Genomic DNA, 13,988 nt, shown 5'->3' on the forward strand with positions numbered 1-13,988 from the left:
TGGGGGCGATGGCTACATCGACGCGGCCAGCAGCTCCCGGTACTCCTCTGCAGTGGCCACACGCGGGTTGGTTTTGTGGCAGTGGTCGGCCAGCGCGCCTTTGATCACGTCGTCGAACAGCGCCTCGGTCACGCCCATGGCCGCCAGGCCCGTGGGTAGGCCCAGGCGCGCGTTCATGTCGCGGATGGCCTCGGGGATGTCGCCTGCGCTGCCCAGACCCATGGCATGCGCCATGCGTTCCAGGCGCCGGTCCTTGCGCACCGATTCGCATTCGGCGTTGAAGCGCACCACGGCCGGCAGGAACATGGCATTGAGCGTGCCATGGTGCAGGCGCGGGTTCACGCCGCCCAGGCTGTGGCTCAGGCTGTGCACGGCGCCCAGGCCTTTTTGGAAGGCCATGGCGCCTTGCATGCTGGCGCTCATCATGTTCAGGCGCGCTTCGCGGTCGGAGCCGTCGCGCGTGGCCTTTTCGATGGCGGCCCAGCCGCGCTCCAGGCCGTCGAGCGCGATGCCGTCGGCCGGTGGGTTGAAGGCGGCGGACATGAAGGTCTCCATGCAGTGCGCGATGGCGTCCATGCCGGTGGCAGCGGTCAGCAGCGGGGGCAGGCCCAGCGTGAGTTCGGGGTCGCAGATGGCGGTCTTGGGCACCAGGTTCCAGGAGTGGAAGCCGAGCTTGCGGTGGTCGTCCACGATGATGATGGCGCCGCGCGCCACCTCGCTGCCGGTGCCGCTGGTGGTGGGCACGGCGATCAGCGGTGCGGCGCGCTCGGTGATGCGCGGCGAGCCGCCCTCGATGGTGGCGTAGTGCGTGAGCGGGCCCTCGTGCGTGGCGGCGATGGCGATGCCCTTGGCGCAGTCGATGGCCGAGCCGCCGCCCACGGCGATGAGGCCGTCGCAGCCCTGGGCCTGGTACACCGCCACGGCGGCGCGCACGGCGGCCTCGGTGGGGTTGGAGGGCGTTTGGTCGAACACGGCCACGGGCAGGCCGGGCAGGGCGTCCAGCGCTTTTTGCAGCACGCCGGCAGCCTTCACGCCGGGGTCGGTGACCACCAGCGGGCGTGTGATGCCCACGCGTTCGCACTCCTGCTTCAGCAGCTGGATGGCGCCGTATTCGAACTGGATCTGGGTGACGTAGTAAATGAAGGCCATGGCGTGGGGGTGACAGCAACCGCTGCCCGCTTGCGTTTAGGATGGATGCAAACAACTGTAAACCCGGAGACCTGCATGACCAAGACCCGCACCCTTGTCCCCCTGGCGCTGGCCGTCGCTTTTGCGACAAACGCAAGTGCTGCCTGCCTGAGCGATGCGCAGGCCGCCGAGTTGGCGGCGCATTACCTGTCGCGCCAGCCCGCAGCCAACCCCGAGGGGCTGAGCGATGCCGATGGCGCCTGCACGCGCGCCAAGCTCAACGCGCTGCTGGCGCCGCGCCTGGGCAAGGTGGTGGGCTACAAGGCGGGCCTGACCAATCCGGCGGTGCAAAAGCGCTTCAACACCGACAAGCCGGTGTGGGGCAAGCTCTACGAGGGCATGGTGCTGGCGAACGGCGCCACGGTGGAGGCGGCCTTTGGCGCGCGCCCCTTGTACGAGGCGGACATGCTGGTGCGCGTCAAGAGCGCGGCCATCAACCAGGCGCGCACGCCCATGGAGGTGCTCGAAGCCATCGACCAGGTCATCCCCTTCATCGAGCTGCCCGACCTGGTGGTGCAGGCGCCGCCCAAGCTCAACGGCGCGGCCATCAGCGCCATCAACGTGGGCGCCCGCCTGGGCGTGGCCGGTGCGCCCCTGGCCGTGCCCGTGCTGCGCGCCGAGCGCTACGCGCTGCTCGATGCCCTGCGCGACATGCAGGTGCGCCTGCAGGACGGCAGCGGTGCAGTGCTGGGTGCTGGCAAGGGCAGCGACATTCTGGAGCACCCGCTCAACGCTGTGGTGTGGCTGGCCGGTGCCCTGGCGCAAGAGGGGCTGGCCATGCAGCCGGGCGACCTCATCAGCCTGGGCTCGTTCTCGCCGCTGCTGCCGCCCAAGCCGGGGCTGGCCGTGACGGCCACCTACCACGGCCTGCCCGGTGCTGCGCCGGTGCGTGTGCAGTTCAAGTGAGGGGCTTGCGGCAGTGGATTCCACCTTGCACACCCACGCACACCTGCACATCCACCATGGCCGCCTCACGCCGCAGATGCGCGGCGTGCTGGAGCGCATGCACCGCGCCCGGCGCCCGGCGCTGCACACCCTGACCCCTGCGCAGGCGCGTGCCGCCTACGAGGCGGGTGCGGGCGTGCTCGAAGTGCCGCGTGCCGAGCTGCCCAGGATTGAAGACCTGCGCATTCCAGCGCGCGACGGCCATGCCTTGCCCGCCCGCCTGTACGCCCCGAGCGTGGGGCAGGGCCTGCCCGTGCTGCTGTACCTGCACGGCGGCGGCTTCACGGTGGGCAGCATAGAAACGCACGATGTGTTGTGCCGCGAGCTGGCGCGCCTGTCGGGGGCCATGGTGGTGTCGCTGGACTACCGGCTTGCGCCTGAGCACCGCTTTCCCACCGCCGCGCACGACGCCTGGGACGCCCTGGCCTGGCTGGCCGCGCAGGCCGAGCGCCTGGGCGCAGACCGCACCCGCCTGGCTGTGGGCGGCGACAGTGCGGGGGGCACCCTGGCGGCAGTCTGCGCCATCGAGGCGCGCGATGCGGGCCTGCCGCTGGCGCTGCAACTGCTGATCTACCCCGGCACCACGGCGCACCAGGACACCCCCTCGCACGCCACCTTTGCGCACGGCCTGGTGCTGGAGGCGCAGGCCATTGATTGGTTCTTTGGCCACTATGTGCCCACGCGCAGCCAGCGTGAGGACTGGCGCTTTGCCCCGCTGCGCGCACCCGATGTGGAGGGCGTGGCCCCCGCCTGGGTGGGGCTGGCCGAATGTGACCCGCTGGTGGACGAGGGCATTGACTACGCCGACAAGCTGCGTGCCGCAGGGGTGGCGGTGGACTTGGAAATCTACCGCGGCGTCACGCATGAATTCATCAAGATGGGCCGCGCCATCCCGGAAGCGCGCCAGGCCCATGCCGACGCGGCGGCTGCGCTGCGCCGGGCCTTTGGTTTGGTTTTGGAGTGAACACCATGCAACGCACCGATTTCCGCTGCTTTCACCGCCTGCGCGTGCGCTGGGCCGAGGTGGACATGCAGAAAATCGTCTTCAACGCCCACTACCTGATGTACATCGACACTGCCATGATGGACTACTGGCGCGCGCTGGCCTTGCCCTACGAGGCCAGCATGGTGGCGCTGGGGGGCGACATCTACGTCAAGAAGGCCACGCTGGAATACCACGCCTCGGCGCAGTTGGAAGACCTGCTGGACATTGGCCTGCGCTGTGCGCGCGTGGGCAATTCGTCCTTGCTGTTGCAGGCGGGCATTTTCCGGGGCGAGCAGTTGCTGGTGTCGGGCGAGTTGGTGTACGTGTTTGCCGACCCGGCCACGCAGACCTCGCGCCCCGTGCCGGAAGCCTTGCGCGCCATTTTTGCGGCCTACGAGGCGGGCGATGCCATGGCCCATGCCCACTGCGGCGCCTGGGATGCCCTGGGCCCGGATGCGGCACGGGTGCGCCATGCCGTGTTCATCCAGGAGCAGGGCATTCCCGCAGACATCGAGGTCGATGAACTCGACGCCACCGCCGTGCATGTGGTGCTGCGCAACCGCCTGGGCATGCCCGTGGCCACGGGGCGCTTGCTCCAGCATGCGCCGGGGGAAGGGCGCATTGGCCGCATGGCGGTGGAGCGCGCCCTGCGCGGCGGCGGCTGGGGCCGTCAGGTGCTGCGTGCCCTGGAAGACGCCGCCCGCGCACGCGGCGACCAGCGCGCGCTGCTGCATGCGCAGGTGCAGGCGCGGGCGTTCTACGAGCGTGCGGGCTACCACATCCACGGCGAACCGTGGATGGAGGCGGGCATCCCTCACATCACCATGCAGCGGGCGCTGTGACCCGGTGCGGCTTCGGGCTGTGAGAAGTCAGGCCTTGCAAATTCAGACCTTGAGCGGCTCGAATGCGTATCCTTGCCCTGCCGCCACCATGCGGCCCAGGGCCGGGAAGGGGAAGTGAAAGCCGCCCACCAGCGACTGGCTGGTGACCGTGCGCGCCAGCATTTCGCGGCGCACCTTGCGGGCCGCTTCGGCGTCCATGTCGAAAGTGACGGCCCAGTCGGGGTTGCGGGCAAACAACGCGGGCACGTTGGTCAGGTCGGCCACGTAATGGAAATGCTGGCCCGCCGACTGCAGGTGGAACAGCGTGTGCCCCGGCGTGTGCCCGTAGGCCGCGATGGACTGGATGCCCGGTGCCACCTCGGCCCCCGGCTCGAATGGCACCAGCATGCCCTGGGGCATGGAGGCAAAGGTGCGGCGTACATTCTCGAAAGCGCCTTTCATGCCCTGCGGGGCGGCGGCCATGCGGGCGTCGTCCATCCAGAAGGCGTGCTCGGTGGTGGGCACCATGACCTTGGCCTTGGCAAACACATAGTCGCCCGCCTTGTTGCGCAGGCCGTTGATGTGGTCGCCGTGGTAGTGGCTGATGAGGACGGTGTCGATCTCGGACGGCTGCACACCGGCGGCGTGCAGGTGTTCCAGCAGCTTGCCGGTGGTGGGGCCGCCAAACTCGCCCAGGCCGGTGTCTAGCAGGATCTTGCGTCCGCCCGCCACAATGAGGAAGGGCGTGAACGGCACATCGATGTAGTCCGTGGGCAGGTTCTGGCTGGCCAGCAGGGCGCGTACCTCGGCCAGGGGGGCGTTCTTCACGAACTCCTCGCCCAAAGGGCGCCGCGCAATACCATCGATGAGGGCTATCACCTCGGCATCGCCCACCTTGGTGCGCCGCCAGCCCGGTGAAGGCAGGGTGGGTGTTCCCAAGGACGGTGCGTTTTGTGCCCAGGCGGGCACCATGGAGCCGCCGGCATAGGCGGTCATGGCCAGACTGGCTCCCAGAAAATGGCGGCGTGTCAGCATGCAGACTCCTGAGGGTGTGGTGGGTCTGCGCATGCTAAGTGGGCATGCCTGGGCGGGTGGTGTCGGCATGGCACAACCCTGTGCCTTGCTGGGTTTTGCCCCCCTGGTGGGTGGTCAGAGCTTGCGCAGCCGCGCAATGGCTTCGCGCAGCGTCTCGTCCTTCTTGGCGAAGCAAAAGCGCACCACACGCTGGTCGAACCCGTCGCCGTAGAAGGCCGACAGCGGAATGGCCGCCACGCCGATCTCGCGCGTGAGCCACTGGCAGAAGTCGGCCTCGCTCAGGTCGCTCACGGCCGAGACGTCCACGCACTGGAAGTAGCTGCCCGTGCTGGGCAGCAGGCGCAGGCGCGAGCCCTCCAGCCCCTGGCGGAACAGGTCGCGCTTGGCCTGGTAGAAGGCAGGCAGTTGCTGCCAGGGCGCGGGGTCGCGCAGGTAGGCGGCAATGCCGTGCTGCATGGGCGTGTTTACCGTGAACACGTTGAACTGGTGCACCTTGCGGAATTCGGCCATGAGCGGCGCGGGCGCGGCCACGGTGCCGACCTTCCAGCCCGTGACGTGGAAGGTCTTGCCGAAGCTCGACACGATGAAGGCGCGCGCCGCCAGCCCCGGAAAGCGCGCGGCGCTTTGGTGCGCGGCGCCGTCGAACACCATGTGCTCGTACACCTCGTCGCTGATGAGCAGCACGTCGGTGGGCGCCAGCAACTCCTGCAGGGTCTGCATGTCCTGCGCGCTCCAGACGGTGGCGCTGGGGTTGTGCGGGCTGTTGATGATCAGGGCACGGGTGCGCGGCGTGAGGGCGGCGCTGATCTTGCCAAAGTCGGGCCGGAAGCTCCCCGGCGTGAGGGGCACGCGCACGGCTTTGCCACCGGCCAGCTCGATGTTGGGCACGTAGCTGTCGTAGCAGGGGTCGAGCACGATGACCTCGTCGCCGGGGTGCACGATGGCCAGGATGGCCGTGAGGATGGCCTGGGTGGCACCGGCTGTGATGGTGATTTCGGCATCAGGGCAATACTGGTGTGCGCTGGTAGCTACTAATTTTGTAGCAACCGCCTGGCGCAGGGCAGGCACGCCGGGCATGGGCGGGTACTGGTTGTGGCCGGCGCGCATGGCCTGGTGCACCGCATCGATCAGGGCCGGGTCGCAGTCGAAGTCGGGGAAGCCCTGGCCCAGGTTGACGGCGCCGTGTTCGGCGGCCAGTGCCGACATGACGCTGAAGATGGTGGTGCCCACCTGGGGCAGGCGGCTGGCGAGGACGGGGGTGCGTTCGGTCATAACGTGTGCGCAGATCAAAGCTCGTAATCGTTCACTTGGCCGCTCATGGCGCGGGCCACCAGTTCGCGGCTCAGGCGGTCGCTCAGCAGTTCGGCAAACTTGTACACAAAATTGCGCAGGTAGGCGCCGCGCTTGAAGGCCACGCGCGCCACGCTCTGGCCAAACAAATGACCCATGGGGCGCACGGCCAGGTCGCCCAGCGGGTCGTCACGCACGGCCATTTCGGCCACGATGCCTATGCCCAGCCCCAGGCGCACGTAGGTCTTGATCACGTCGGAGTCAATGGCTTCGAGCACGATGCGCGGCTGCAGGCGGCGTGCAGCAAAGGCGGCGTCGATCTTGCCGCGCCCGGTGAACGAGGGGTGGTAGGTGATCAGCGGCTCGTGCGCAATGTCGTCGATGCCGATGCGCTCCTTTTGCGCCAGCGGGTGCCCGTGGGGCAGCACCAGCACGTGCTGCCATTCGTAGCAGGGCAGGGTGACGAGTTCGGGGTAGTCGGCCAGCGATTCGGTGGCCATGCCGATTTCGGCCACCTCGTCGATCACCATGCGCGCCACCTCGTGCGGCGTGGCCTGGTGCAGGCTGATGTTGACCTTGGGGTAGGCCTCACGCAGCTTGGCCACGGGCACGGGCAGCACGTAGCGCGCCTGCGTGTGGGTGGTAGCGATGGAGAGCGTGCCGCTGTCCTGGGCGCTGAACTGCTCGCCAATGCGCTTGAGGTTGCCCACCTCGCGCATGATGAGCTCGATGCTGCGCAGCACATGCTGGCCGGGTTCGGTGATGCGCCGCAGCCGCTTGCCGTGGCGCGCAAAAATCTCGATGCCCAACTCACCTTCCAGCTCGATGATGGCCTTGGAGACCCCTGGCTGCGAGGTGTGCAGTGCCTTGGCGGCTTCGGTGAGGTTCAGGTTGCGGCGCGCGGCTTCCTGGACGAAGCGGAATTGGTGCAGGTTCATATCCAGATGCGGCTAAAAAGTCGCATCATTATGCTGCAATCGTCTATTGCGCGGGCGGGGTGCAGGCAATGTGGGCCATGAGCGCCGTCATGCGCGGGTCTTCGCCAATGGCCGCCTGTACATGCACTTGCACGTGGGGGTGGCGGGCCCGCAGTTCGGCCACGAGCACGGGCAGATCCTCGCGGGCGTGCTTGCCGGTGCCCAGGAACATCGGAACGATGGTCACCGCCGTGGCGCCCTGGTCCACCAGGTCTTCCACGGCCTGGGGCAGGTCGGGAGTGGTCAGCTCCAGGTAGGCGCAGCGCACGGCAACGCCAGGGTGGTGGGCACGGATGTGGGCCTCGACGGCCTCGATGGGCGCGCGCCAGAGGGGGTCGCGCGAGCCGTGTGCGAACAGAACGATGCCTTGGGTGGGTGTGGTCATGGAGTTGTACAGCGGTCAGCGCCGCAGCACCAGCCAGCCAAAGGCGGCCAGGGATGCCAGCGAATAAATGATGCCCGGTGCCGCAGCCGTGAGCCAGGGCGACCAGTTCTGCAGGTTGCCGGCAAAGCCGAACAGGTTGTTGAGCAGGAAGAAGCTGATGCCTGCCATCACGCCGCCGAACACGTACCCTGCGATCGAACCAGAGCGGAAATGCAGGTAGGCAAAGGGCAGGGCCAGCACCACCATCACCAGGCAGGACAGCGGGTAGAACACCTTGCGCCAGAACTCGATCTCGTAGCGCTGCGCCGACTGGCCGTTGTCCTTGAGGTGGCTGATGTACTGGAACAGGTCGATGGTGGCCATGCGATCGGGCTTGAGCACGGCAGCGGCCACCATGTCGGAGGTGATGGTGGTGGGCCACAGGAGTTGCGCAGATTCTTCCTGGGTGATGTGGGCGTTGGGGGAGTCCTGGCTCGCAAAAACGCTGCGACGGGCTTCCAGCAGCATCCATCCGTCATCCACAAAGCGGGCGCTGGTTGCGTGGATTTGCGCTGCCATGCGTCCTTGATCGTCAAACTCGAACACGCGCACGCCCTGCATGCTGCCGTCGGCGATGATCGCGCGCACGTTGACCGCATAGGAGCGGTCACCCTGGCGCTCCTTGAGCCAGGCGCCAGTGGCACCGGTACTCAGGCGCCCCTGGGCGCGGGCCTTGATGAGCTGCGCTGCCTTGTCGCTCAAGGGGGCGAGGTAGTCGCCGACCGCAAATGTGACCAGCACAAAACCGAGACCCAGGGTCAACAAAGCGCGCAGCGCGCGGCCTGGGCCCAGGCCGCTGGTGCGCATGATGGTGAATTCCGAACTTTGTGCCAGCCGCGCCATGACAAAGATCGTCCCGATCAGCACCGTGATGGGCAGCAGTTCGTACAAATGACTGGGAATACGCAGAGCCACGGACAGCACGGCGAGCGAAATGTCGTTGCCAGGTGTCGGGCTGCGGTTGACCCAGCGCAATTCATCCACCAGGTCGAAAAAGAAGAACAGCGCCAAAAACCCGAAGGTCACGAAGGACACGGCACCGATCACCTCGCGGTGTACCAGTTTGCGGATGGTTCTCATGCCTTGGCACCCCGCTGCCAGAGCTGTGCCGGGCTCCAGTGGTTGTGGCGTACGGCAAGCACCAGCGCCGCCAGCGCGAAGGTACCGCCGTGCAGCAGGGCCATGTAGGTCGGCAGGCCCAGTTTGCCGGCGGCCACCCAGCTTTGGCCCAGTGTCATGAAGTTGTAGTACACGATGAAGGTGAACAGTGCCAGCATCAGGTTGCCGCTGCGGCTGGCCCGGGGATTCACGCTGGCCAGGCCCAGCGCCAGCAGCACCAGGTTGAAGGCTGCCAGCGCCAGTCCCAGGCGCCAGCCCAGTTCCGCCATGTACAAGGGTTGAGGGTCTTCGATCAGGCGCAGTGTGGCGCGCGACTTGGCCTGTGTCTCATCCAGGGCGCTGGGGGGCGCCTGCCCGATGTGCGTGCTGTATTCCTCGAACTGGCTGATGCGCGTGCCGGACTTGTCTGCGGGCGTATCCAGGCGCTGGCCCTGGCTGAGCACCAGCAGGCGCTCGTCGCCACGCACTTCCATGCGGGCGCTGCGCGCAGAGGTCACGGCATCGCCCTTGGCATCCGAAGTGAGGATGAATACATTGTTGGCGGACTGGGGGTCGGGGCTTTCCTTGTCGATGAAGAAGACCCGACGGCCGTTGGCCGATTCCTGGAACTCCCCCGGGGAAATGCGGTCGATATCGCTCCGCTGTTCGTACTGGAAACGCAGCTCCTGAATCTGCCGATTGGCCCATGGCCACACCCCCAGCGAGAGCACGCCCACCGCCAGCATGACCGGCCAGGAAAAGCGCAAGAGCGGGCGCAGCAGGCTGGACAACCCCCGTCCGCTGGCGAACCAGATGACCATCTCGCTCTCGCGGTACATGCGCGAGAGCGTGCCCACAATGGCGATGAAAAGACTCAGGCTCAGAATGGTGGGCAATTGGCCCAGCACCGTGAAGCCCATGACCAGCATCACATCGGAAGGGTTGACGTTGCCGCGTGCTGCCTGGCCCAGGGTGCGGATCAGCATCATGGTCATGACCACGGTGACCAGCACCACCAGGGTGGCGCCAAAGCTGCGCGCCAACTCCTTGCGGATGGATGAATCGAATAACATTGGTTCGACGTAAAAGGGTGATTATGAACTTTGAACTCAAGACCATGGACGTTGCTCAGGCAGCCTCCGAGAAGTGCGATCTGCTGGTGCTGCTGGTGCCCGACGGGTTTGCGCCCGGAAAGGATGCGCTGGGAGACCTGGTGGCACAGGCGATCAAAGCCAAGGACCTGGATACCAAGCCGGGCAAGAGCCTGCATTCGTACCAAGTCGCTGGTGTAGCCGCGCGGCGCGTGGTGCTGGCCGGCATCGGTGCGGGCGATGCGCGCGCAGTGCGCCAGGCGGTGGCTGCAGTGGCACCGGCCCTCAAGCAGGGGGCGCCCAAGCGCGCTGTGGTCTGCGTTGCAGGCGCGGCAAGTGCTGCAGCGGTCGAGGCGGTGGTGCGCGGCGTGGCGCAGGCCAGCTATGTGTACACGGCCACCAAGTCCAAGGCCGAGGCACGCAGCCTGGCCCGGGTGCTCGTGGGGGTGCACGATGCGCGCGCCATGTCGGCGCCCTTTGAGCGTGCGGTGGCCGTGTCGGTGGGGGTGGAGCTGGCCCGTGAGTGGGGCAACCGCCCGGCCAACCATGCCACGCCCAACCTTCTGGCGCAGGCCGCCAAGGGGTTGGCCAAGCACCCAGGCATCCAGTGCAAGGTGCTGGGGCCTGCCGAGGTGGCGCATCTGGGTATGGGGGCATTCATGGCCGTGGCGCGCGGGGCCGAGGAACCCCTGCGCTTCATCGAACTGCGCTACCAGGGCGCAGCCAAGACCCAGGCGCCGGTGGTGCTGGTGGGCAAGGGCATCACCTTCGATACGGGGGGTATATCCATCAAGCCCGCGCCAGAGATGGACGAAATGAAGTTCGACATGTGCGGCGCCGCCAGTGTGCTGGGCGTGTTCCGTGCACTGGCAGAGCTGCAACCAGCCATCAACGTGGTGGGTTTGATTCCCGCCTGCGAGAACATGCCCGATGGCCGTGCGGTCAAACCGGGCGATGTGGTCACCAGCATGAGCGGACAGACCATCGAGATTCTCAACACCGATGCCGAAGGGCGCCTGGTGTTGTGCGATGCGCTGACCTATGCACAGCGCTTCAAGCCCGCAGCCATGATCGATATTGCCACGCTCACGGGCGCCTGCGTGATTGCGCTGGGTGGTGTGCGCAGTGGTCTGTTTGCCAGCGATGACACGCTGGCGTCGGCCTTGCAGGCCGCTGGGGAAGCCAGCGACGACCTCTGCTGGCGCATGCCGCTGGACGACGACTACGCCGAAGGGCTCAAGACGAACTTTGCCGACGTGGCCAACGTGGCGGGGCGGCCAGCGGGTTCGGTCACTGCGGCCAAGTTCCTGCAGCGCTTTGCCGGGGAGCAGCCCTGGGCGCACTTGGACATTGCAGGCACCGCCTGGAAGGGTGGAGCCGCCAAGGGGGCCACGGGGCGCCCGGTGGGTTTGCTCGTGCATTACCTGCTGGAGCGCGCCGCGACCGCTGTACCCAGTACCGGCACATCGTCCCCGGCGCGCCGCAGAAAGGGCTCGGCAGCGCCAGCTGCCTGAATCCGGCGATGCCTGAAATTGCTTTCCATACCCAGGTGCCAGACCGGCTGGCGCATGCCTGTCGGGTGGCTCGCAAAGCCCTGCGGGCGCAACGCCATCTGGCCATTGTGGGATCTGCGGAGGTACTGGAGCGTGTGGACACCATGCTCTGGAACATGGCGCCTCAGGACTTTGTTGCGCATTGCCGGGCAGACAGCCCAGAGCATGTGCTGCAGGCATCACACATCGTCTTGGCGCTGCCGGGGCAGGCTGTTGCCAGCCGCGACATGTTGCTCAACCTGGGGGACGACGTGCCCGAGGCTTGGGGCGAATATGCCCAGGTGGTGGAGGTGGTCAGCGCCGACGATGAACACGACAAGCAACTGGCACGCCAGCGTTGGCGACGTTACCGCGAATGCGGGCACGAGCCCGTGAAACACGACCTGGGTCAGAAAACTGTCTGAAATGAAACGCCCCCATTCAAGCCGGCACGGCGCTGACCTGGTAGCCGATCTGTTGCAAGCGTCGGATGAGGCGGTTGGCGGTCTTGGAGGCGTCTTGGCGGTCGAAGTGGGCCGCGCCCAGATCGTGCCATTCGGTGCCGTCCTTGAGCATGTGCCATGCGGCTGTGAGCATGGAGGCGGCCACGGCGATGATGGCCTTCTTGGCACCTCGTCTCGCTCGGATGCGATGGAACTGCGCTTGCAGGTAGCCTCCCTTGACTCGTACGGCCGCCCAGGCGGCCTGCACCAGCGTGGCCTTGAGCCACTTGCCGCCGCGGCGCAACCGGGTGCTGCGGCGCTTGCCGGCGCTCTCGTCGTTGCGCGGGCACAGGCAGGCCCAGGACAGCAGGTGGCCAGGCGTGGCAAAGCGGCCCATGTCGATGCCGACCTCGGCGATCAGTGCGTCGGCGGCCACGGTACTGATGCCCGGCATCGTGGTCAGCAGCTTGGCCGCTGCGCGAAAGGGCTCGAGCCCTTGGCCCACCTCCTTCTCGATGTCGCCAATGGCCTTGTCCAGCGCGTCGATGTGGCCCAGGTGCAGCTTGAGCATGAAGCGGTGGTGCCTTCGGATGCGCCCACGCAAGGCTTCGAGCAGTTCCTCGGGGCTGGCCTTCACGCGGGTGGTCACGCAAGCGGCCAATTCCTCGGGCTTGCTGTGTCCATCGATGATGGCCTGCAGCACGGCGCGCCCGGCCTTGCCCAGGATGTCGCTGAGCACCACCGACAGCTTCAGGTTGGCGTCCTCCAGCACCTTCTCGATGCGCTGCACGTGCGAGGCGCGCTCGCGCACGAACTGCTTGCGCGTGCGGGTGAGCGTGCGCAGTTCCTGCACCGCAGTGGGCGGCACGAAGCTGGCGCGGATCAGGCCGTGGGCCAGCAGGTCGGCCAGCCACATGGCGTCGTTCACATCGGTCTTGCGCCCTGGCACGTTCTTGACATGAGCGGCGTTGGCCAGCATCAGCTCGAAGTGGCCCTCCAGGATGTGCCACACCGGCTTCCAGTACACGCCGGTGGCCTCCATCGCCACGTGCTCGATACCCAGCGACTCCAGCCAGTCGGCCAGGGCCAGCAGGCCCGAAGTGGTGGTCTCAAACGTTCGCACTCCCTGACTCGCCGGTCCATCACCGGCAATGCGGGCACAGGCCACCACCGTCTGCTTGTGCACGTCCAGTCCCGCGCAGCGCGGATGAATCACGTCCATGACAGCCTCCTGTTCACGGTGGCATCGGCGTGCAGTCCACGTCGTCGGAGTCTGAAATGCGTGCTCGAGGGTCAAGAACCCAGGGCCACAGTATGGGGTGCTCGTGGGACTGCGGGTCCAACTGAGATTCGGGTTCGAAGCACCAAGTACAAACCGACCTCTGTGCCAGCCACCGCGTCCAACATTGGACACCCGTTTCATGCGATGCGGGTGGCGCACAGCGCTATGGATAACTGAGATGAATACGCCTCCCTCCCGTCCGCCTGCGCGCACGCCGCCCCGTTTTGTTCCTACCCTCACCGAAGTGGTGCCCGAGGGAGCTGCGCCCCAAGCCGTGCGCCCGGCAGTGCCAGGTTCGGCGCGTGAACCTGTGGCGCACTCGTCTGCGCCGCCGGCGCCTCCTGTGGTGCAGCGCCCGCCGATCGAGCGCCCTCCTGTGGCACCGGCGGTCGCACCGCGTGCGCCTGCGGCGGCCCCAGTGCTTGCGGCGCATGCGCCAGCCGCAGCAGTGGCGCCAAGGCCCTCAACGGTTGTCGTGACGCCCGCGCAGTTGCCAGCGAAGACGACCGCAGTGGTGCACGCATCCGAGTCCATGACCACCACGCCGGGCAAGCCTTCGCAGCCGACCCTGCCGGAGGGTTTTGAAGAGATGATGGTGCACCGCGTGATGCAGCGGGTCGATGTGCTTCTGGAGAAGCGCCTGCGTGAGGCCATCGCCCATGTGGTGCAGGAACAGACCCGTTCCATCCTGCCCAGACTGCGCGAAGAAGTGGAATCCGTGGTGCGTCAATCGGTCTATGAGGCGGTTGCAGATGAGCTCGCCAGCCACCCTGGCACCGCTTGATTTGCTTGCCATGCCCAATTTTTTCTAATGGCTATCGTGTTCCCTAGTATTTGGGCTTGAAAAAATGATGTACCTTCACGCCCGTTGAGAAAA

The 13,988-nt window shown here is 66.8% G+C and carries 14 protein-coding genes; 6 read left to right on the forward strand and 8 right to left on the reverse strand.

Annotation, left to right across the window (positions count from 1 at the left end; all coding sequences use genetic code 11):
* Positions 1–12: 12 nt before the first annotated feature.
* A complete protein-coding gene (locus GWK50_RS08745) occupies positions 13–1,149 on the reverse strand; it encodes an iron-containing alcohol dehydrogenase (protein WP_162016143.1) in 1,137 nt (378 codons plus the stop codon).
* Between the two features lie 75 nt (positions 1,150–1,224).
* Between GWK50_RS08745 and GWK50_RS08750 the strand changes: the two genes are divergently transcribed.
* The 3 genes from GWK50_RS08750 (at position 1,225) to GWK50_RS08760 (ending at position 3,960) form a co-directional block, all read left to right on the forward strand.
* Positions 1,225–2,094 (forward strand): fumarylacetoacetate hydrolase, encoded by an 870-nt coding sequence (locus GWK50_RS08750; protein WP_162016144.1) that lies wholly within the window; start codon positions 1,225–1,227, stop codon positions 2,092–2,094.
* Positions 2,095–2,170: 76 nt separating this feature from the next.
* Positions 2,171–3,097 carry an alpha/beta hydrolase gene (locus tag GWK50_RS08755; RefSeq protein WP_162018063.1) on the forward strand — a complete coding sequence of 309 codons (927 nt, stop codon included), beginning with the start codon at positions 2,171–2,173 and terminating at the stop codon, positions 3,095–3,097.
* A gap of 5 nt (positions 3,098–3,102) precedes the next feature.
* The gene (locus GWK50_RS08760) at positions 3,103–3,960 is read left to right on the forward strand and encodes a YbgC/FadM family acyl-CoA thioesterase (protein WP_162016145.1); all 858 of its coding nucleotides are present in this window, start codon (positions 3,103–3,105) and stop codon (positions 3,958–3,960) included.
* Positions 3,961–4,002: 42 nt separating this feature from the next.
* Here GWK50_RS08760 and GWK50_RS08765 read toward each other — a convergent pair whose 3' ends face one another.
* From GWK50_RS08765 to lptF, 6 genes are all read right to left on the reverse strand, one after another.
* Positions 4,003–4,974: an MBL fold metallo-hydrolase gene (locus GWK50_RS08765; protein WP_162016146.1), complete on the reverse strand. Its 972-nt coding sequence runs from the start codon at positions 4,972–4,974 to the stop codon at positions 4,003–4,005.
* A gap of 114 nt (positions 4,975–5,088) precedes the next feature.
* A complete protein-coding gene (locus tag GWK50_RS08770) occupies positions 5,089–6,246 on the reverse strand; it encodes a pyridoxal phosphate-dependent aminotransferase (protein WP_162016147.1) in 1,158 nt (385 codons plus the stop codon).
* Between the two features lie 14 nt (positions 6,247–6,260).
* Positions 6,261–7,202: a CysB family HTH-type transcriptional regulator gene (locus tag GWK50_RS08775; protein WP_162016148.1), complete on the reverse strand. Its 942-nt coding sequence runs from the start codon at positions 7,200–7,202 to the stop codon at positions 6,261–6,263.
* 43 nt (positions 7,203–7,245) lie between these two features.
* Entirely contained in the window at positions 7,246–7,626 is a 381-nt protein-coding gene (locus GWK50_RS08780; protein ID WP_162016149.1) for a CbiX/SirB N-terminal domain-containing protein, read from the reverse strand.
* Between the two features lie 15 nt (positions 7,627–7,641).
* Positions 7,642–8,745 (reverse strand): LPS export ABC transporter permease LptG, encoded by a 1,104-nt coding sequence (gene lptG, locus GWK50_RS08785; RefSeq protein ID WP_162016150.1) that lies wholly within the window; start codon positions 8,743–8,745, stop codon positions 7,642–7,644.
* Positions 8,742–9,836, reverse strand: a complete 1,095-nt coding sequence (gene lptF, locus GWK50_RS08790) for an LPS export ABC transporter permease LptF (protein WP_162016151.1) — start codon at positions 9,834–9,836, stop codon at positions 8,742–8,744. The genes lptG and lptF overlap by 4 nt, the downstream gene beginning before the upstream one ends.
* Positions 9,837–9,859: 23 nt before the next feature.
* Here lptF and GWK50_RS08795 point away from each other — a divergent pair, with 23 nt between their 5' ends.
* Both GWK50_RS08795 and GWK50_RS08800 read left to right on the forward strand, forming a co-directional pair.
* Positions 9,860–11,368: a leucyl aminopeptidase gene (locus tag GWK50_RS08795; protein ID WP_162016152.1), complete on the forward strand. Its 1,509-nt coding sequence runs from the start codon at positions 9,860–9,862 to the stop codon at positions 11,366–11,368.
* A gap of 8 nt (positions 11,369–11,376) precedes the next feature.
* Positions 11,377–11,811, forward strand: coding sequence for a DNA polymerase III subunit chi (locus GWK50_RS08800; protein ID WP_162016153.1), 435 nt, complete (start codon positions 11,377–11,379; stop codon positions 11,809–11,811).
* A gap of 16 nt (positions 11,812–11,827) precedes the next feature.
* Here GWK50_RS08800 and GWK50_RS08805 read toward each other — a convergent pair whose 3' ends face one another.
* Positions 11,828–13,051, reverse strand: a complete 1,224-nt coding sequence (locus tag GWK50_RS08805) for an IS110 family transposase (protein WP_162014914.1) — start codon at positions 13,049–13,051, stop codon at positions 11,828–11,830.
* A 571-nt stretch (positions 13,052–13,622) separates the two neighbouring features.
* On the opposite strand from GWK50_RS08805, the gene GWK50_RS19850 reads away from it, so the two are divergent.
* Positions 13,623–13,895, forward strand: a complete 273-nt coding sequence (locus GWK50_RS19850) for a hypothetical protein (RefSeq protein WP_242455334.1) — start codon at positions 13,623–13,625, stop codon at positions 13,893–13,895.
* Positions 13,896–13,988: the final 93 nt, after the last annotated feature.

This window comes from Acidovorax sp. 210-6, from assembly GCF_010020825.1.
Classification (GTDB): Bacteria; Pseudomonadota; Gammaproteobacteria; order Burkholderiales; family Burkholderiaceae_C; genus Simplicispira; species Simplicispira sedimenti.

Coding starts and splice junctions, on each gene's coding strand:
- GWK50_RS08745 (WP_162016143.1), bottom strand. CDS start 1,149: ATGGCCTTCATTTACTACGTCACCCAGATCCAGTTCGAATACGGCGCC.
- GWK50_RS08750 (WP_162016144.1), top strand. CDS start 1,225: ATGACCAAGACCCGCACCCTTGTCCCCCTGGCGCTGGCCGTCGCTTTT.
- GWK50_RS08755 (WP_162018063.1), top strand. CDS start 2,171: ATGCGCGGCGTGCTGGAGCGCATGCACCGCGCCCGGCGCCCGGCGCTG.
- GWK50_RS08760 (WP_162016145.1), top strand. CDS start 3,103: ATGCAACGCACCGATTTCCGCTGCTTTCACCGCCTGCGCGTGCGCTGG.
- GWK50_RS08765 (WP_162016146.1), bottom strand. CDS start 4,974: ATGCTGACACGCCGCCATTTTCTGGGAGCCAGTCTGGCCATGACCGCC.
- GWK50_RS08770 (WP_162016147.1), bottom strand. CDS start 6,246: ATGACCGAACGCACCCCCGTCCTCGCCAGCCGCCTGCCCCAGGTGGGC.
- GWK50_RS08775 (WP_162016148.1), bottom strand. CDS start 7,202: ATGAACCTGCACCAATTCCGCTTCGTCCAGGAAGCCGCGCGCCGCAAC.
- GWK50_RS08780 (WP_162016149.1), bottom strand. CDS start 7,626: ATGACCACACCCACCCAAGGCATCGTTCTGTTCGCACACGGCTCGCGC.
- lptG (WP_162016150.1), bottom strand. CDS start 8,745: ATGAGAACCATCCGCAAACTGGTACACCGCGAGGTGATCGGTGCCGTG.
- lptF (WP_162016151.1), bottom strand. CDS start 9,836: ATGTTATTCGATTCATCCATCCGCAAGGAGTTGGCGCGCAGCTTTGGC.
- GWK50_RS08795 (WP_162016152.1), top strand. CDS start 9,860: ATGAACTTTGAACTCAAGACCATGGACGTTGCTCAGGCAGCCTCCGAG.
- GWK50_RS08800 (WP_162016153.1), top strand. CDS start 11,377: ATGCCTGAAATTGCTTTCCATACCCAGGTGCCAGACCGGCTGGCGCAT.
- GWK50_RS08805 (WP_162014914.1), bottom strand. CDS start 13,051: ATGGACGTGATTCATCCGCGCTGCGCGGGACTGGACGTGCACAAGCAG.